Genomic DNA, 19,721 nt, shown 5'->3' with positions numbered 1-19,721 from the left:
GTACCACTCCTATCTAATCATCTTTCTGAGTGAATCTATTGCCACTAACATGAAATAATATCCTGCAGTAAACCTGTATTTTACACAAAAGTAAAACGCCTTCCAAACAATCGGAAAGTAATTCATTTCTAATTGCTTAAAAGAACGTTTTATACGATTATCATTCAGTATTTTACTTAATATATTAAATTTCGTTAATGGAGATACACGATTACTTTTACTGATTGTATTCAGGCCAAGTCCGAGCGTATTAAGACAAATACGATTATTTAAAGCTAATTGGAAATTCCCTGATAGCCCCTTATCTTTTAAAAATCTCTCGATGATGTTATACAGGTTAAACCATTGGTTCATCAATTCCGATTTGTAATTAGATGTCACCGAAGCCGCATTTGTTTTCCAATAATGATAAAATGGCTCGTTTAAGAAAACAAAATTATCTATATAATAAAACGCCTGTATATTAAATAATGAATCCTCATTTGTACCAATATAACTCAAATCCACAAACTGAATAGCATTTTCTTTAATAACCGCAGAACGATAAAGCTTTGACCAAACAGTGCCCCAAGCATCTAAGAACTCTGGGTTTCCCATCTCTTCATTTATAGGACCTATTAAACGTCTCATTACATTTTCTTTAATTTCTTCACCTTTATAACAAACTTTTTCAGGCAGATTAAATTTCTTCTCTTTTGAATGGCTCCCAAATTCACGGATATATGTACACATAACAATGTCTGCTCCACTCTGAACAGCTTCCTTATACATAGTGTCATACATTTCTACATCAATCCAATCGTCTGGATCAACAAACCCAATATATTCTCCGCTTGCAATTTGTATGCCTTTGTTTCTTGCTGAAGAAACACCACCGTTTTCTTTTTCAATCACTATAATTCTGTTATCTTTCTTTGCATATTCATTAAGTATCTCTGCACTCCGATCTGTTGAACCATCGTTTATCATAATGATCTCAATATCTTCAAGTGTTTGTGACATTAAGCTGTTTAAACATCTTCCTAATAAATTCTCAACATTGTAGACCGGAATTATTATACTGACTTTTGGTTTCATCCAATTCCTCCAGAATGTATTTCCTATAAATAGAACTCATTTCAGATTCAACTTGAACAATTGAATATTTATTCATTTTCCGTTTACTTTCAGTACCCATTTTTACTAGTAATGCTTTTGACTTGTTCAACTCTACTATTTTTAAAGCAAAAAGTTGAGCATCTTGATTGGGAATGATATAGCCATTTGCACTATCTTCTACAAGCTCCAAATGCCCCCTGTTCTCACTTGCAATTATGGGCAAACCACAAGCCATCGCTTCCATAATATTAACTGGCAGACCTTCGCGGAGACTCGATCCAACTGCAATATCGCAGATAGGTAAAATCTTTACGATATCATTTCGATAACCGAGGAAATCGATCATTTCAAACACTCCCATTTGTTTAGCTAACCTTTTACAGTCATTTATTAAGGGACCGTTCCCAGCTAATAACAGCCTTGCATTTGGAACATTATCTTTTATTAAAGCTAATGATTGAATCAAAAGCTGTTGATTTTTATTTTTATTAAACTCAGCCGCATAAAACATTAAAAAATCGTCCTGCTTATAACCCATCTCGATCCTTAGACAATTTTTTTGTACCACATCAACTGGTTTAAAATATCCTGTGTCTACTCCCACTCCATGAACTTGTTCAATTTTAGCCGCTTTGAATTGCCGATGAACAGCTAAATTATAGTCCTCCTGATTAATTGTGATAAGGCAGTCTGTGTAATTTGCAAGCATCTTTTCAATTGGATAATATAACAACCAATTTATAAGTGGCGCACCTTTACAAAAATGGAATCCATGAGCAGTATATAAAACTTTTGTTCCATGTTTTCTAGAATTTTTTGCCGCCAAACGTGCAATTGCTCCTCCCATCGGTGTATGGCAATGGATAATTTTATATCTATTTTTATCAATGATAGCTTTTAACTCTTTATAAGCCTTAATATTTTTAAGATGCAGAGGCGATCTTTGAATAGTAATTTCATACTTCTTATCCACGTATGGAAGTTCCATGTTACCGGCAGCAGCAACATGAACTTCCCAACCTTGATCTTTAAACCATTTCATATATGGCAAGTGAAATGCTTTAAAATGAAAGTCTACCGTTGCACAGAATAATACTTTATTTTCCACCTCTATCACCCTACACTTGTTGTTATAGTCTTTCTTATCACTTGTACATACTTCGTTTTTCTACATCATAAACATGAGTTTAAACATATGTATGCAAGCTTATATTCACGTTATATTTTGCGGAACTATATGACTATTTGCCAATGCCAATACATATTTTCGTAATTCTGCCTTCTCAAGATTGTCATAAGTTTGGATAACTGTTTCAATTTCATTTATACAAAGATTTGATGTTTTACCTATATAAATTTTAGGATGGATTTGTTGCTCATGTACTTCTTCTTTTTTCAATAACTCTTCAAAAAGCTTCTCTCCAGGTCTGATTCCAGTGAACTTTATTTGTATCTCTTCTAGCGAATTTCCCGATAATGTAATTAAATTTTTTGCAAGGTCTACTATTTTCACAGGATCTCCCATATCTAAAACAAATATTTCTCCACCTTTAGCCAATGCCCCCGCCTGTATTACAAGCTTGGATGCTTCTGGAATTGTCATAAAGTAACGAATCATTTCTGGATGTGTAACTGTAACTGGGCCACCTTGCTTAATTTGCTTTTTAAACAACGGTATAACACTACCACGGCTTCCTAGTACATTACCAAAGCGTACAGCCACAAATCTCGTTTTGCTTGTTTTGTCCAAATTCTGAATTACCATTTCAGCCAACCTTTTTGTTGCACCCATTACACTTGTCGGATTCACAGCTTTATCTGTAGAAATCATTACAAACGTCTCGACCCCATGCCAGCTCGCTGCTTTTGCAACATTTGTTGTTCCAATTAAATTATTTTTTATAGCTTCTTCAGGGTTGCGTTCCATCAACGGTACATGTTTATGTGCAGCAGCATGATAAACAACTTGAGGCTGATATCGACCCATTACTGACATCATTTTCATATCATCCTGTACATCAGCAATTTCTGTAGTGAAGACAATATCTGTGTTACCGTATAACTCTTTTAACTCCATTTCAATGGAATAAATACTATTTTCCCCATGGCCTAATAAAACCAATTGTTTTGGATTGAATTTTGCGATTTGACGACAAATTTCAGATCCAATTGAACCACCGGCACCAGTTACCAAAATAACTTTATCAGTAATGAATCCTGAAATACTTTCAATATCTAATTCAACAGGTTCACGCCCTAATAAATCTTCTACCTGAACATCACGAAATTCATTTACTGAAACCTTCCCAGTCATTAAATCCTCTAACATCGGAAGAATTTGTGTTTTTATTTTTGTCTTGGAACATTCTTGGAAAATCGTATTTAATGCTTTCTTGCTAAGCGACGGAATTGCTATTATGATATTATCAATATCCAATTGCTGAACAGCAGATTCAATACGATTAACTCCTCCGATTACTGGTATCCCAAGGATATCCAATCCATGTTTCTTTATATTGTCATCGATGAAGGCAACAGGTAGTAATTCTGTTTCATTATTATTCAAAAGCTGTCGCACAACCATTGTTCCCGCAGAACCTGCGCCAATAATCATTGTTCTTTTTTTGTCGTCACCATTTTTAATATATGCATCTCTGAACATTCGCCATAGAAAGCGTGATCCCCCAATCAGTAAAACATGAATCATCCACGTTACAACAAGCAGACGGAAGTAAATGTCTTGGAGCAATACCTGTTGTACTACTGCTGTTGTGATAATAGAAAGTGTAACTGCCTTCACAATAATTAACAATTCCCCTATACTTGCATACTCCCATGCTTTTTTGTAAAGCTTATAAATAAAGGAAAAAATATGATGGCTAAATAGCAATGTCATTGCACTTACTACGATTGGCAACTTTATGACATTGAAATCCGCACTTACTAAAAAGCGGCTAAAGAAAATTGTGGTTAATACAATTAAGGAATCTATTAAAATTAATAAAAATAATCTTTGATGGTATGTCATAATAGGCCCCCTCTCTCAATTTTTTTAACAAAAAGAAATTCTTATAACTTGTATCTCAAGATTAACGGATTCATATTTTACGTATGTCTAACTGAATATATAAACAAGGAAAGCATTCAATGCCTACTAACGTGAAGTCCCTATCTACAAAATCCTTTTAAAAGACTTTCTAGACAAAAACTTCAAATAAATTTGGGCATTTAACCCTCCCTCACATCACACTCTTGACGACTGACGTCTAAGGCTTTTAACCCACAGCATGACCGAGTGCCTCCATTGATATTGGTAAGGAGGCATCACCGAATCCTATAGGCTTTTCAATCTTATGTATAGATTAGAAAAATACTGCATCAGCATTGTTTGGACATTTTATTATGGTAAATTCCTTATACCTTTTTATTCAAAATAGCACCAAGTAGCTTTCCTTTTGTTAATCCTAACGCCCTTTCTACCTCAATTACTGCTTCACTAGCAGTTTGATTGCAGCTTAATACCACCAATACTCCATCGCATTGGTTGACTAATATATTCGTGTCAGCTACCTCCAGAAGAGGCGGTGAGTCAAATAATATCGCGTCATATTGCTCTATTGCTTTGCTAATTAAAAATTGCATGATAGGCAGGTTGAGCGTCTCAGCTGGATTATTGATTTCCGGACCACTTGTCAATACATGGATATTTTGGATTTCTGTCTGAGTTACTACTTTTTCTAATGTTGCTTTCTCAGTGAGGATACTTGTTAATCCAAATTTATTTTCCAGCCCGAAGATGGCATGGAGAGCAGGATTTCTCAAATCTGCATCAATAACTAATATTTTTTCTCCCTGCTGAGCAATGGAGACCGCTAAGTTTGCTACAGTGGTAGTTTTCCCTTCTCCATACCCCGGAGAAGTAATAACTATAGTTCTCTTTTTATTGACTTTAGATGAGAGCTGAAGATTAGTACGAATTGTTCGATATTCCTCAGAAACCTTCGAGTTTGGGGCAATATGGGCAATTAAATGACTTTTATCGAGTACGCGTTTTCGTTTTCTGTTATAAATCAACTGTTTCACCTCTCGCTGTTACACTGTTCTTATTACTTTTTTTATCCACCATATTATTTTTCTTCATTTGAGAAACAGTACCTAGAACGGGAACATGTAATAGTTGCTCAATGTTTCGTTCCGATTTAATCGTTTCATCAAGAGAATCTAATAGGAAAACCAATCCTATGCTCAATATGAATCCAACAGCCAAGGCCATCCCTATCGCACTTGTATGATTTTGATTTATTGGTGAAGGATTTCCTTGTACGTTTGCCTCTGTTAAGATACGAACACTTCCAAAATTCATGATAGCACTTACTTCTTTTTTATAAACATTTGCTGTAGCATTAGCAATTTGAGCAGCCTGAGCCGGATTAGTATCTACAGCTGTGATGACGACAACCTGTGACTCTTCCACCTTTCCTACACTTATCTGTCCGCTTAATGCACTTGCTGATTTTTGCAGATTTAGCTGCTGAGCCACTTTCTCTAAAACAATAGGTTCTTTTATCATTACTTTAAGTGTACTCATTGCTTCAGCATTTGCCGGAATAAGAATTCTTGCAGAGGACGCATATAAAGGCGCTTTCATGAAAAAGCTGTATATGCCACCAGCAAATGCAGCCAATATCGTGATTACTACAATAATCCAAAATCTTCTTCTTATAACATTAAACAAGCTTTTTAAATTTATTTCCTTCTCCATATTTCTCCTCCACTACTGTTTGATTTATCTTTAACTTAGTAAAAAGGCTTCCATATGCAAATTACAGATAAACCAAATGCTATTACCAAAGTAAAATTTACTTACATCTCAAATTATTTACTTAAAGATAAGCCAAATGAATTTTTCAAGTATATATTTTAAAAATACGTAACTTATTTTAATAATCATAATATATTCATGTAATATTCATTTTAGTTCTTGATAATGAACCCGTCAATATAAATTTACACCCCAAACTCAATGGTTATCTCGTTATATTAAGTTATTATTATGTAATTTTATACTTAAGCTATGTAACAATGTTTTAACCATAGAATATAGATTTTTAAAGAAAATAAAAAAGTGCAAAGAAAATATTTCTTCTCATTTTTTCAGAGTGTTGGGAAACCCTTTAGGGTTTCTCACACTCTAGAAGAATTGAAGTTTTTATCTATAAAAAATATAAAAAATGATAAAAATAAGAAAAATAGCCCTTCACCTGACCTTTTTGGTCAAAGGACGTAACTTTTCCTCAATAAAATCAAAATTAATAGTCGCTTCAATTGTACGAAGAAAGTGATCTTGTGGAACTAACTCTTCAACAGAAACTGATACACGCTCATCACGATGATTTTTTAATGCACCCATCATAATAAACCACTCCTTTTCTTCTTTTTATCATTGTTGACAGATGAAAAGAGGTTCAGACACAAAACAGGCTGTGGAGAAGACTTTCTCCACAGCCTGAAAAAATACACCAGTAACATACTGGTGTATTTTTTATATCATTGCGTTATACAACAAACTATATTCTCACTTCATTCGCTTCTATTTCGGATAATGTATGCATTTGTTCTCCAACATCAATACTCAAGTTTCCATATGGTGATGTAAAGTATGGAAAAATTGTTGCTTGTTTATGGTGAATATAAGATTGGAACTGTTCTACTTCTTTTGATTTTCTCTTTCCTAGGCGAATAAACTCATGGAAATTACGAACAGAGTAACTCATATAAACATCCCAAATCCCTTTAGAAATCCAATCCCCCTCGCAGAAGTAACCTAAAACAACTTCTGTGGTAAATATAACTGTCTCTTTGTCTTTCCATGAGTACGTAACTGGGCTATATCCATCAATAACTTCCTCACGATGACGGACGTAAAGAGATAATTTTAAATCATCTTTATATTCTTTCGAAACTTGAATTGTTCCTTCTATTTTTAATGTTCCTGTTTCTTTATGGCTCCATTGTAATGAAGTTAAGCGGCATCTTGGTTTCTTCATCACAACTCGTTTCGTTTTTTGTTCTGTTACAGCTTTAAATAAGTCTGTCCATTGCTGTAAGAATTTTTGATCGCTAAGTTCTTCAACAATTTTCACTGCCTCTCGGCTCATTTGCTTGCGCATCTTTCTATTTTTGAACATAAAGATCATTGCTTCTTCTAACGCATGCTCATCGTTTTCCTGTACAAGAATGCCATTTTCATAATCACGAATCATATCACGCGGACCATATTTAATATCGTAAGAAATAACCGGCGTTCCAACAGACATACTTTCAGAAATAACCATACCAAATCCTTCTGATTTCGATGTCATAATAGAGAATGCTGCGCTTTGGAATACTTCAGCTGCATTCGTTGTAAATCCTTTGATTGCAACTGATTTTTCTAATCCTTGGTCGATAATTAATTGCTGTAACTTCTCTTCTTCAGGACCGAAACCCCATATTTCTAATTTCGCCTTCGGTAATTGTTGTACAACCCCTTTAAATGCTCGTATTGTATGATCAATATTCTTTAAGCTAGTAAAACGAGATACTACAACAGCTTTCCAATCATCCTTTTTAATTTGTTTATTTAGCTCTACTTTTGATGCACTATGAGATATCGCATAGTATGTGGAACGACTTCCGAATCTATTTGTAATATCTTGCTTTTGTTCTTGCGTTAAGAAGACTGCTGCATCAAATTCATTTAACATCTCTAATGTTCTACTATTCTTCGCAACAAGCGGTGATCCGTATTTATATGGGTGATTCAAATGAGAACTATGAATAACAACTACTTTCCCGACATTTTCATCTGTAATGGATTGTAATAACTCATCGGTACTACGAGAATCTGAAATAATAATTGGATTTTCATCATTTTCTACCATCTTCTCAATCCAATATTTCTTCAGCTCGTCCTCATTTAAAAGTAATTTCTCTTTTTTACCTTCTTCAAATAAGAAAATACGCTCAACATCCTCTGTTTTACGATTTATCCACTTTGTAATATAAGCACGGCCATTCTCATTATAAAAGACAGCTTGTTTTTCTTTATTTGTGATGAGGTCCATATATGCAGCCTTCACCATTTTTCCATATCTATTATAATCTTCACGTTTTACACGTTCTGCTCTTTCATTAAAATAGTCTATAAATAGGAGAGATTTATCCCTACGATACGCTTTATAGTTCTGATATAAACCATTATCAAACTCTCGTACACCTTTATGTTTCTTATTCTCTACGATTTTCCCATCTTCATATAGATTCCACATACAAGTTCTTTTATCACTAAATGATTCATACATGTTGTGTAAGATAACATTCAGTTTTAATAAATTTAAGTGGTATAACTGTTGGCGAATTTGATCATAATTCGTATTATAATTAAAAGTTAAGATGTTTACTTTATCATATTGCTCTGCTAGTATGTTTGCTCTTTTTAGTAAGGCTTTCGTCATTCCACCGCGAACTACATCCACGGAGCCCATCATTAAATAAATCTCATAACTCACGCTCTCACCTACTAATCTTCATTTTTTCTGCATGAACTGTATCATTGCAGAATGTACATTTTAATCTATATAAAAAAAGCACCTGCTACTCATCCTACCAGCCGAGTAGCAGGTACCTTTCTGATCTATTTTGCAGCCATCTCCTCCGCTGAAATCACCTTCATTTGGCTTATTGAGATGCCGTTTGGTGTCGTAAATATGAAATCATATTTGTTTGTACGATAGATATACGTACTTTCATCATTACTTTGTATGTGCGGCGTCCCTAATATTTGAAGTAATATTTCTACTGGAATAGATAGTTTCTGCACTGTAACACTAATTGCTTTTCCAGCTGGGTTTAATTCCACTGCTAGCTTTTGATAGTACACGGTCTTATACAAAGCATCTACTGTTTCATCGATTGCTGGTCCTTGGAATTCATTGATTTGACTTTTTGTTTTTCCGAATACAGCAGTAGTCTGTTGCAATATGTCTGGTTGATTGATAAGCTGATCGATCTTTGGCTGTATATCATCATAGGATAATAATTGATCAAATGGCACAGCCGTTGTAACTGATTCACCTACAAAGCCTTCTGTTCCATCTGCCCGGTCGAATTTCAGCCAGTTTCCTTCGCCACTCTCATCTTGTTTTACTTCTTTCACAATAAAAGGCTGGCCAAATTCCATCATCGCAATATTGGAACTGCTAACAGATGGACCAGTACGAACGCGAGCTTTGGCTGAGGATATATATCTTATATCAATATTTTGCAGTGGATGTTCTTGCTTTGGCTCTGGCTTGGCCTGTACGTCTTCTCGTTTCTCTGAAGAAGCGAACCATTGATCACGTTTTGCATACGTAATTCCGCCAGCTGTTAAGAGGAGCACGACTGCTAGGGCAACCCCAATCCATCTGAACGGTAACTTCTTCTTTGGCATAAACATTTCAGCTGATTCATTATATTGAACTGCATTTTGTTCTTGCTTAGAAGCTACTGATTCTGGTTTCACATCGTTCTCGCCCTGCTTTTCTTCTACAAGCTCTTTTCCCGATTGTTTTTGTTCGGCTTTTTCTTTAAATTGTTTCTGCTCTTCTTTACTCATTGCTTTATATTCTTTTAAGAACGCTTCATACTGTGGCATCATTTCTTCTATCGGGCCAAATCCTCGAACTTCACCGTACTGAAGCCATAATGCTTTCGTACAAAAACGTTTTACTTGTCCCATAGAATGGCTAACAAAGAAGATTGTTTTTCCTTGCTCTTTAAATTCATTCATACGCTGTAAGCATTTGTCTGCAAAAGTTTGATCCCCAACGGATAACGCTTCGTCAATGACGAGAATATCTGGATTAATGCTGACAGAGATTGCAAAACCAAGACGTGATTTCATACCGCTTGAATACTTCTTTACCGGCATATCAATAAATGAACCAATATCAGCGAAATCGATAATTTCTGGTGTCATTTGTTCAATTTCTTTTTTTGTAAAACCGAGCATTAAACATTTCAGCTCAATATTTTCACGACCTGTTAGTTGATTATTGAGCCCAGCTGCAATTGCAATTAATGAAACTTGTCCATTTGTTGTAATCTCGCCGTTTGTTGGTAATGTAATGCCGGCAATTAAATTAGAAAGTGTCGATTTCCCAGATCCATTTACACCGATTACACCGATAACGTCTCCTTGCTGCGCTTCAAACGTTATGTTTTGCAAAGCATAGAAATCTTCACCGAAGCCACCTGGATATAACATATCCTTTAACTTATCGGCATTTTTACTATGCATTTTATATTTTTTTGTTACATTATGAAACTTTACTGGATTGTTCATTATTTACAGTCCTCATCATAAATAATCTACAAAATACTTTCTGAATTTAACATGCAGTGCTGCCCCGATTATAAATAACCCGAGAACAACACCCCAAAAATAACCTGTGTATGCCATCCGTTCATAAAACCATCCTGTACCTAAAAACACCTCTCGGTACCCTTCCACAACATAAGCAAATGGATTAAATTTCATCACTGTTTGTAGCGCAGGTGGCAGTTTTTCTGGCGTCCATAAGATTGGTGTAATATATAACATCATACGCATGATTGCTTGAACAATAATTTGAACATCACGCACAATTGTTGCTAATGTTGATGTAATTAACACGATAGCAAATACTAACATAATAGCTGAAATCATATAGTAAGGGAGTTGCAAATAATGTAGTGATACACCTTGTCCAGAAAGGAGAAAGGCAAGCGTCACAATTCCCACTAATATAATATGCTGATAAAAAACTGATAAAATAACATAACTTGGGATAACGCTTAGCGGAAAACTCATCTTTGAAACCATATTCAAACGTTTATATACGGATTTCGTGCCTTGCATAACCGCAGGATGGAAGAAAAACCAAACGACAAGACCAGCTGATAACCAAAATACAAATGGTACACCGTCAACGCCTTGTCCTCCTCGTATTCCGAGTCCAAATACAAACCAGTAAATACTCATTTGAATGAGAGGATTCAATACTTCCCAAACCATTCCCAAGTAGTTATTGTTATTCGTGCTTTTCAACTCATAAATAGACAAGCGCTTCATTAAATAGAAGTTGTTCACTTGTTCCTTTATGACCATGAACGTTGCATTCATATGAATTATGCCTCTCTATAAAAAATTTTCTCTACGACTCGTTTAGATGATTGTCCATCTTCTGTATAGCAGTAGCGATTATAAAAATCTTCATACGTTGCTGCAAACTGTTTCGTTAAGCAGTCTTGTTCAATCGCCCGAACGGCCGCGACCACTTCTTCTGTCGTCATAACAAGTGGTCCTGGGGCTTCTTCTCCAAATTGAAAATAGAAACCACGCAGCTTATCGCGATATGAAGCAAGATCATACGTATAAAAAATGATCGGTTTACGCAAATTCGCGTAATCAAAGAAAACGGAGGAGTAATCGGTAATTAACATATCTGCAAGTAAATATAATTCGTTAATGTCAATATGCTTGGAAACGTCGTATGCGAACTGCTCATATTTTGATAAATGAAAGTCACTCATCACTAAGTAGTGCATACGTAATAAAACGATATAATCCTTACCGAGATTTTCTTGTAAGTACGATAAATCTAATTGCAGGTCAAAAGTATACTTACCCGTTTCATCAAATTGATCATCTCGCCACGTTGGAGCATATAAAATCACTTTTTTATCTAGTGGCAAGTTAAGCTTCTTCTTTACCTCTTTAATATAAGCAGAATGATTATGCGTATATAAATAGTCATTCCGCGGATAGCCAACCTCAACAATTTCTTTTTCAAACTGAAATGCGCTTTTAAATTTCTCTGTTGCATACGCACTTGGTGATAATAAGTAATCCCAATTACGAGATTCATGATAGAAATTATTTTTATACTTTTTCGTTGTCGTTCCTGGCATATGCACTTCTTCCATATCTTGCGCTAATTTCTTTAACGGTGTACCATGCCAAGTTTGAACGTATGTCGTATGCTTTGGCTTTGACATCCAAAGCGGCATCCGGCTGTTTGTAACCCAGTAAGAAGCTTTCGCCATGTAAAAAAACCATGGAATTGATAGCCGCTTTACATATGGGATTCCATACGCTTCAAACTGTTTGGCATACCGTTTATCAACGCTCCATATCATATGATAATTAGCATTGCGCCCTTTCAAATATTCATAAATTGCTTTTGGATTACAGCTATACTGTCTTCCTAAATAGCTTTCAAATATAATACAATTCTTTCGATATGGGATCTTACTACAAATTGTAAAAACAAACTTACAAGCTGTGGTGACAATCGATGTTTTTTTTAACTTCTTCCAAATTCTCATCTCAGTCTGATCACTTCGGCGCTATGTCTCGTTCGTCTTTACCCATGCGATTCATTAAAGTATCTACCGCATTTTTTGCATCTTCACCAGCAAATAGTACGTCGTAAATCGCGGATGTGATTGGCATATCAATATTTTTCTCTTTAGCTAGATGATAAGCTGCTTCTGCTGTACGTACACCTTCCACAACCATCCCCATGCTATTTAACACATCTTCTAAATTTTTGCCTTTACCAATCATGTTACCAGCGCGCCAATTGCGGCTATGCACACTCGTACACGTTACAATTAAATCGCCAACGCCCGTAAGACCAGCAAATGTTAGCGGTGTTGCTCCCATCGCGCAGCCAAGGCGAGCAATTTCTGTTAGGCCACGTGTGATAAGGGCAGCTTTTGCATTATCACCGTAACCAAGTCCATCACTAATACCTGCACCAAGAGCGATAATATTCTTTAAAGCGCCGCCTAACTCTACACCTAATACATCACGGTTTGTATACACACGGAAATATTGATTCATAAATAAATCTTGAATCATTTCTGCTGCTTGTAAGTTATGAGATGCCGAAGTAACAGTCGTCGGATGACGTAAACTTACTTCTTCTGCATGACTTGGGCCAGATAATACAACAACCGCCTCTAATAATTCTGCTGGCATCTCTTCTTCAATCATTTCTGAAATACGTTTATATGTCCCTGGCTCAATTCCTTTACTTGCATGAACGATTGTAATAGGCTGATTGATAACTTTACGAAGCTCTGCTAATACAGGGCGGATTGCTTTCGTTGGAACAACGAGAAGAACCTTATCTACGCCTTGCATTGCTTCTTGTAAGTCTTCATAGCCACGAATTGTTTCAGGTAATTGAATATCTGGTAAATATGTTTTATTCGTATGATGTTCATTAATTTCTCGTAATTGTTCGGCATTATTTCCCCAAATACGAACTGCATGGCCGTTGTCAGCTAATACCATTGATAATGCTGTTCCCCAACTTCCAGCCCCGATGACTGTAACTGTATGATTCATAACATTTCCTCAACTTTCTCTGTTGTTCTAAGATCTACATGATGCCTTGTAAAGAAAGACAGGATACCATTCAAAATAATATGAAGAGGTATCCTGTTTATAAAATAGACAGTAAAGAATTATATCCCTTACTAATCATGATTATTTGGCATCAAATGCTACGCTTGAAACACTTTCTGTACAATCTTTTTCGCTGCATTTCCATCATCAAGATGACAGAACATATTATAGAAACGATCAAAGTTTTCCTGGTATTGCTTTTCAACCTCTTCTATATTCTCAATTGCATCAATAACTTCATCAGATGTTTTTAGCAATGGACCCGGTGCTTCTTCTGCAAAATTAAAATAGAAGCCTCGCAGTGTATCACGATATTTATCAATGTCATACGTAAAGAATAAAATCGGTTTACGTAAGTTTCCATAATCGAAAAATACAGACGAGTAATCCGTAATTAAAATGTCCGAGATAACGTATAGCTCAGCAATATCTTCATAGTTTGATAAGTTATAAACAAAACCTTCCAGTCCTGAAACATCAATATGCTCAGCAATTAAATAATGCATACGTAATGCCACAACATATTCGTCCCCAAGACGGTTTTGCATCTCTTGTAAATCTAACTTCAAGTTAAATTTATACTTACCTTTTTCATAAAACTCATCATCACGCCATGTTGGTGCGTATAAAACAACCTTCTTATCTGCTGGTATTCCAATCCTTTGCTTAATATCTTTCACAATTTGCACTTGTTCTTCTTTTGGATGATATAACAAATCATTACGCGGATATCCAACATCTAACGTTTCTTTTCCAAATTTAAAAGCACGCTCAAAAATTTCTGTTGAGTAATCATTTGGTGAAACGAGATAGTCCCATTTCTGAGATTCATTGTAAAAATTACGCTTGTATTTTTCAGTTGTCGTCCCTGGCATATGAACTTCCTTCATATCCGAAGCCAGTTTTTTAAGGGGTGTACCGTGCCACGTTTGCAAATAAATCGTTTCCGGACGTTTTTCTAAAAAGGCAGGCATACGCGCATTCGTTACCCAATATTTAGAAGTTGCCATATAATAATAATATTTCCAGCTTAATCGTTTCACTTTCTTCGCTGACCCTGTAATATCTTTCTTTGTATCATTAAACATCCAAACGAATTTCATATCTGGATGTTGCTTTAGCATTTCTTCATAAATATACCGTGGGTTACAAGAATAACTTTTCCCAGCAAAACTTTCAAAAACAACTCGATTCCGCTTGAGTGGTAAATTTGTAAGGAATGAACGATATACTTCTTTATAAAGGCCTTGTCTTGTTTTCGTAGCCTTTCTCCAGCGTATATACGTACCTTTACGCTCCATCCATTTTTGTGCTGCGGTTGCTTTACCTTTTTGAATAGCGGCAATTTCTTTCTTTTCAAAGAAGTTACGTTTTTCAACTAATACAGGCTCAAGTCTTTTCATACTTTGGCTTAACTCATTAAACCACTGTGTCCAAATATCAGGAGAGGCTGCAACACTTTTGCTTATATTTTTGAAATAAAAAGTCATCAATTGTCTGTCAAGGTAACGTGAAATACTCACATATTTCCCTTGTTCATCCTTCATTTTGTTATAAACATAAAGGAAATCACCAATTTTTTCACGGTCATCTAACAGTGTTAATGTCGGATTCTCAATTGGCTCATAACAATCCCCTTTTATATAAGTGGGAATATCAATCATTGGCAATGTTTTCACCTTTACAATAGCTGGGATTGAAAAAGTGATATCGGAGAAGAAATCTACGTTTTCATCAAATCGGAGACTATGCTTTTTAATAAAGCTACGTTTTATTAGAATATTTACAGATGTTCTTCCGCGCAATGCTTTCGTTTTCTGACCCTTCTTATAAAGATGAACCTGTACATCTTCGAGTGAGTCTGGAACTTGCACGTTACTTCTGCATATTTTTCCTGCCATCGTATTGTACGTTCCAATATGATTCAGAAATAGTTCTAATGTATAGGGGGTAATAGAATCATCTGCATCTAAAAAGTAAACGTAATCTCCTGTCGCCTTACTAAGACCAAAGTTACGTGCTTTTGCAACACCTGATTTTTTTTTCAGTCGATACATATAAACGTTGGCATACTTTTTAGTAAAACGCTCAATAATCATCTTACTGTTATCAGTAGAGGCGTCATTTACAACAATAATTTCTAAGTTCTGATGGGTTTGCTGCACAACAGATTCCAAGCATCTTTCGAGATAGTCTTCTTTGTTATGCACTGGAATTATAACACTAACACATTTCATTCCGCTTCCTTCACACTCCTTTTCCTTCGTTATTCACTAAATAGTTGTTTCACTAGCTGTTTACTTGCATCTCCCTTAGAGTATTGGTTCCATTTTCTTGCAAAAGAATCAATTTTCCCTAAATCAAAATCACCTTTTTTTATATACCGAATCATATCTTGTGCATTATGAGCAATGTATCCTGGTACGAGAGATTCATATTCAAACCAAAAATCTCTCTCTTTCACATACATTTCTAAATCGTATGGATAAAAAATCATTGGCCTTCTCAATAATGAAAATTCAAATGGTATAGAAGAATAATCTGTAATTAAAATATCTGTAATAAGTAACAAATCATTAATATTTGGATACGTAGAATAGTCATACATAAACTCTTGATATTTCTCTTGAATATTCACAGTTTTTTTCACAGCGGGATGTAGCCGCAATAACAAAATATATTCATCTTTAAGGTTTTCATATAAAGCGCCAATATCTAGCTCAATATGAGCATTTGTTAATTCATGCTCTCGGAATGTCGGAGCATATAAAATAACCTTTTTCTCCCTAAGCTTCTCATTTTGGATCCTTAATTTCCTAATAATCTCTTGCTGTTGGTCCAGCTGAAAAAACAAATCGGTACGAGGGATACCTGTCCGTATCATATTTTCTTCGGAAAGCTGAAATGCCTGCTTATAGATATCAGCTAACGAATCCGATCCAACTACTATCTTGTGGAACTGTTTATATACTTTCAAAAAACGCTCTTGCGCCCTTCTTGTTCGCTCTTTCACACTCGGCATCTCAGCTCCAAATTTCTTAATTGCTCCCGCCGCATGCCAAACCTGTATACATTGCACTTCATGTTTAAACTCCACAGCTGATAGAAAACCAAAATAGTTATCTACCAAAACATATCTCGAGGTTGCTAAATGGTATGTAGATAGAACCGTATCATACATACGCATCGACTCAAAACGGTATTTTCTACCACTGTACTTTCCCACATCATATTTACATGTGGATTTGTAAAGCACTACAATTTTATCCTCTACTTGTTGCCGTTTCATCTCTTCATGTATATAAAATAAGTTTTCACCATAAGAAATGATAAAAGTTACTTTTTTCTGCAACGGAAATAGCTTACATATACGAAATAGCATTTTAAATAAAAATAAATATATGGAAACAATTATTTCACGTATTGCCCCCATCATCATTGAGCAACTTGTAACAACTCTTTCTTAATCTTCGTTGTAGAAATCCCGGCTGTACGTGGTAAATATACAACTTCGCAATGCTCCTCTAAGAAATCAAACTCACCTTTCCAGTCATCACCCATTACGAAAACATCTACATCACGTTTTTGTACGTCTTTTACTTTTTGTTCCCAATCATTCTCAGGGATTACTTCGTCCACATAGCGAACTGCTTCTAGAATCATTTTACGATTCTCGTAGCTATGATAAGATTTCTTATCTTTTAATTTATTAAATTCATCTGAGGAAACCGCAACGATTAAATAATCTCCTAAATCTTTCGCTCTCTTCAATAAGTTAATATGTCCCCAGTGTAATAAATCGAAAGTTCCGTACGTAATTACTTTTTTCATCATTTTTTCCTCCAATATTTCATATAATATCAATATATCTATACATCTATACATCTATACATCTAATTTATTGAAGGTAATTAAAAATAAGACATATGATGCTTTACATTAAATTTACATTAAGTTCACACAAAATTCACATTAGTGATTATAACATGGTTTTTCTTGACGAACTATGACAATACGCTAACAATCCTGTCACATTTATTACCAGAAAATACTTACTTTACTGGTTTTAAATGGATATATAGTTAAAAAAAGCGACAAAAAAAGCGCGAAGGAAAATATTTCCCTTCGCACCTTTTGCTACCTTTTATATAACTATTTCAATAGACGTTTCGGCAACTTATCAATATTCTCTAACATAATGCCTGTACCAACAGCAACACAGTGCATTGGGTTCTCAGCAATTAAAACAGGCAATTTCAATTCTTCTGCTAGAAGCATGTCAATACCGTGTAGTAATGCGCCGCCTCCTGTTAGAATAACGCCGCGGTCAATGATGTCTGCAGATAGTTCTGGTGGCGTACGCTCTAATACACCTTTTGCAGCTTGTACAATGATAGAAGCGTTTTCTTTTAGTGCTTCTGTAATTTCTTCTGAACATACTGTAATTGTACGTGGTAAACCTGTTACCATGTCACGTCCGCGAATTTCAAGTTCTTCACTACGTGCACCTGGGAATACTGTACCGACTTTAATTTTAATGTCTTCTGATGTACGTTCCCCGATTAATAGCTTGTACTTGCGTTTAATATAGTTTAAGATTTCCATATCAAACTTGTCGCCAGCCATTTTGATAGAGGAGGAGGTAACAATATCACCCATTGAAAGTACGGCAATATCTGTTGTACCTCCACCAATATCAACAACCATATTTCCACTTGGTTGGAAGATTTCCATACCAGCACCAACAGCAGCTACTTTTGGTTCTTCTTCTAAGAATACTGTTTTACCACCTGAGCGTTCAGCAGCTTCACGAATTGCTTTCTGTTCGACAGATGTGATGTTTGTTGGACAACAAATTAAAATACGAGGTTTTGAAAAGAAACTCTTCACGTCCAGTTTGTTAATGAAATACTTTAACATTGCCTCTGTAATTTCGAAATCTGCAATTACACCATCTTTAAGCGGACGAATCGCTACAATATTACCAGGTGTACGTCCTACCATACTTCTTGCTTCTTCACCTACCGCTAATACTTTTCCCGTATTGCGATCAATTGCTACAACAGACGGTTCGTTTAAAACGATCCCCTTACCCTTTACATGAATTAATACATTAGCCGTGCCTAGGTCAATTCCGATATCTCTCGCAAACATTCCTGTTTTTTCCTCCTTGATATTCAAAATCAGGTTGCACCCGAATTCTTTTACATCTAATTCCTGATTTTATCATAATTTTAACGGAAACGTAATATTTGAAAAGATAATTCTTCTGAAAAGTGTTCCGTAATGATCAAGGAATGTTTGCCGTATAATCAATTATTGCCGCACGGTTTTTTCTGTATCTTCTTTTCGATACTTCTGCTTCGTCGCTTCTCCGCCCCTTAGGTGACGAATCGACTTATGATAATCAAGAATTTCTTTCACTTCATTTGCGAGCTCTGGATTAATTTCTGGTAAACGTTCTGTCAAATCTTTATGAACTGTACTCTTTGATACCCCAAACTCTTTCGCAATTACACGAACTGTTTTTCTTGTCTCCACGATATACTTGCCAATCTTGATAGTTCTCTCTTTGATGTAATCGTGCACACCACTCGCCTCCCTAAATTGGATGTGAGAAGTGTGAAATGAGACTCGCTGCATATGACTAAGAAGTAAATTCGAGTGCTGTTTGTAAGCGTTAAACATTCTGGAATTTATAATGAAATGATTCACGATTTCTCACCTCAAACACTCTCTTTGCATTGGTTTATACCATTGTATTGCCCACATTACTGATATATGCTACAAGTTCGGTATTTTTGCGGACTAAGTTAAGAAAAATTACAATTTTGTGTGAGAAATACGTTAACAATGACAATTTTCACTTGATAAATAAAGAATGACGCCCCTTGTCAAAGGCGTCATTCTTCCTGATCACATTCTTCTTCTAACAATTGATGGTGGGGAACTTCTTTCTTACTGGCAATGTAATAATATAAAGTAAATAAAATAAACAACAAAATAAGAGCAATCGACAGAACAAATAAAAATGACACAGCATCCCCTCCTTTTCTTAATATATATTCGAGAATTCTGTCCAATTTCCTTGTTATTGCTATCTTTCTCTCGAAATGAACCATTTTTATATAAAAATAAAAAA

General features: G+C 35.3%; 17 protein-coding genes. All 17 read right to left on the bottom strand.

Annotation, left to right across the window (positions count from 1 at the left end):
• Positions 1-9: 9 nt before the first annotated feature.
• Complete coding sequence (locus AAIE21_RS17015) at positions 10-1,077, bottom strand: glycosyltransferase (RefSeq protein WP_343267838.1); 1,068 nt, start codon at positions 1,075-1,077, stop codon at positions 10-12.
• Entirely contained in the window at positions 1,034-2,206 is a 1,173-nt protein-coding gene (locus AAIE21_RS17010) for a glycosyltransferase family 4 protein (protein ID WP_343267837.1), read from the bottom strand. Before AAIE21_RS17010 ends, AAIE21_RS17015 begins: the two co-directional genes overlap by 44 nt.
• A 105-nt stretch (positions 2,207-2,311) precedes the next feature.
• On the bottom strand, positions 2,312-4,126 hold the full coding sequence (locus tag AAIE21_RS17005; RefSeq protein ID WP_343267836.1) for a polysaccharide biosynthesis protein: 1,815 nt from the start codon (positions 4,124-4,126) through the stop codon (positions 2,312-2,314).
• Positions 4,127-4,512: 386 nt separating this feature from the next.
• Positions 4,513-5,172 (bottom strand): CpsD/CapB family tyrosine-protein kinase, encoded by a 660-nt coding sequence (locus AAIE21_RS17000; RefSeq protein ID WP_343267835.1) that lies wholly within the window; start codon positions 5,170-5,172, stop codon positions 4,513-4,515.
• The gene (locus AAIE21_RS16995) at positions 5,162-5,860 is read right to left on the bottom strand and encodes a YveK family protein (RefSeq protein ID WP_343267834.1); all 699 of its coding nucleotides are present in this window, start codon (positions 5,858-5,860) and stop codon (positions 5,162-5,164) included. Before AAIE21_RS16995 ends, AAIE21_RS17000 begins: the two co-directional genes overlap by 11 nt.
• A gap of 495 nt (positions 5,861-6,355) precedes the next feature.
• A complete protein-coding gene (locus AAIE21_RS16990; RefSeq protein ID WP_343267927.1) occupies positions 6,356-6,511 on the bottom strand; it encodes a hypothetical protein in 156 nt (51 codons plus the stop codon).
• A gap of 154 nt (positions 6,512-6,665) precedes the next feature.
• Positions 6,666-8,648 (bottom strand): glycosyltransferase, encoded by a 1,983-nt coding sequence (locus AAIE21_RS16985; RefSeq protein WP_343267833.1) that lies wholly within the window; start codon positions 8,646-8,648, stop codon positions 6,666-6,668.
• A gap of 125 nt (positions 8,649-8,773) precedes the next feature.
• Positions 8,774-10,465: a teichoic acids export ABC transporter ATP-binding subunit TagH gene (gene tagH / locus AAIE21_RS16980; RefSeq protein ID WP_343267832.1), complete on the bottom strand. Its 1,692-nt coding sequence runs from the start codon at positions 10,463-10,465 to the stop codon at positions 8,774-8,776.
• A 15-nt stretch (positions 10,466-10,480) separates the two neighbouring features.
• Positions 10,481-11,284, bottom strand: coding sequence for an ABC transporter permease (locus tag AAIE21_RS16975; protein WP_343267831.1), 804 nt, complete (start codon positions 11,282-11,284; stop codon positions 10,481-10,483).
• 5 nt (positions 11,285-11,289) lie between these two features.
• On the bottom strand, positions 11,290-12,489 hold the full coding sequence (locus AAIE21_RS16970; RefSeq protein ID WP_343267830.1) for a CDP-glycerol glycerophosphotransferase family protein: 1,200 nt from the start codon (positions 12,487-12,489) through the stop codon (positions 11,290-11,292).
• Positions 12,490-12,499: 10 nt separating this feature from the next.
• Entirely contained in the window at positions 12,500-13,519 is a 1,020-nt protein-coding gene (locus AAIE21_RS16965) for an NAD(P)H-dependent glycerol-3-phosphate dehydrogenase (RefSeq protein WP_343267829.1), read from the bottom strand.
• Positions 13,520-13,677: 158 nt separating this feature from the next.
• Positions 13,678-15,816, bottom strand: a complete 2,139-nt coding sequence (locus AAIE21_RS16960) for a bifunctional glycosyltransferase/CDP-glycerol:glycerophosphate glycerophosphotransferase (RefSeq protein WP_343267828.1) — start codon at positions 15,814-15,816, stop codon at positions 13,678-13,680.
• 29 nt (positions 15,817-15,845) lie between these two features.
• Positions 15,846-17,015: a CDP-glycerol glycerophosphotransferase family protein gene (locus tag AAIE21_RS16955; protein ID WP_343267827.1), complete on the bottom strand. Its 1,170-nt coding sequence runs from the start codon at positions 17,013-17,015 to the stop codon at positions 15,846-15,848.
• Complete coding sequence (gene tagD / locus AAIE21_RS16950) at positions 17,015-17,410, bottom strand: glycerol-3-phosphate cytidylyltransferase (protein ID WP_343267826.1); 396 nt, start codon at positions 17,408-17,410, stop codon at positions 17,015-17,017. The genes AAIE21_RS16955 and tagD overlap by 1 nt, the downstream gene beginning before the upstream one ends.
• 321 nt (positions 17,411-17,731) lie before the next feature.
• Positions 17,732-18,733, bottom strand: a complete 1,002-nt coding sequence (gene mreB / locus AAIE21_RS16945) for a rod shape-determining protein (protein WP_343267825.1) — start codon at positions 18,731-18,733, stop codon at positions 17,732-17,734.
• A 162-nt stretch (positions 18,734-18,895) separates the two neighbouring features.
• Positions 18,896-19,168 carry a sporulation transcriptional regulator SpoIIID gene (gene spoIIID / locus AAIE21_RS16940; RefSeq protein WP_042981008.1) on the bottom strand — a complete coding sequence of 91 codons (273 nt, stop codon included), beginning with the start codon at positions 19,166-19,168 and terminating at the stop codon, positions 18,896-18,898.
• Between the two features lie 314 nt (positions 19,169-19,482).
• On the bottom strand, positions 19,483-19,617 hold the full coding sequence (locus tag AAIE21_RS16935; RefSeq protein ID WP_174100448.1) for an ABC transporter ATP-binding protein: 135 nt from the start codon (positions 19,615-19,617) through the stop codon (positions 19,483-19,485).
• Positions 19,618-19,721 lie beyond the last annotated feature (104 nt).

The sequence above is a fragment of the Paenibacillus sp. 102 genome (assembly GCF_039549175.1).
In the GTDB taxonomy this organism is placed as follows: Bacteria; Bacillota; Bacilli; order Bacillales; family Bacillaceae_G; genus Bacillus_A.
Note: the sequence above shows the minus strand (reverse complement) of the source record. Positions and strands in the feature narration are given on the sequence as shown.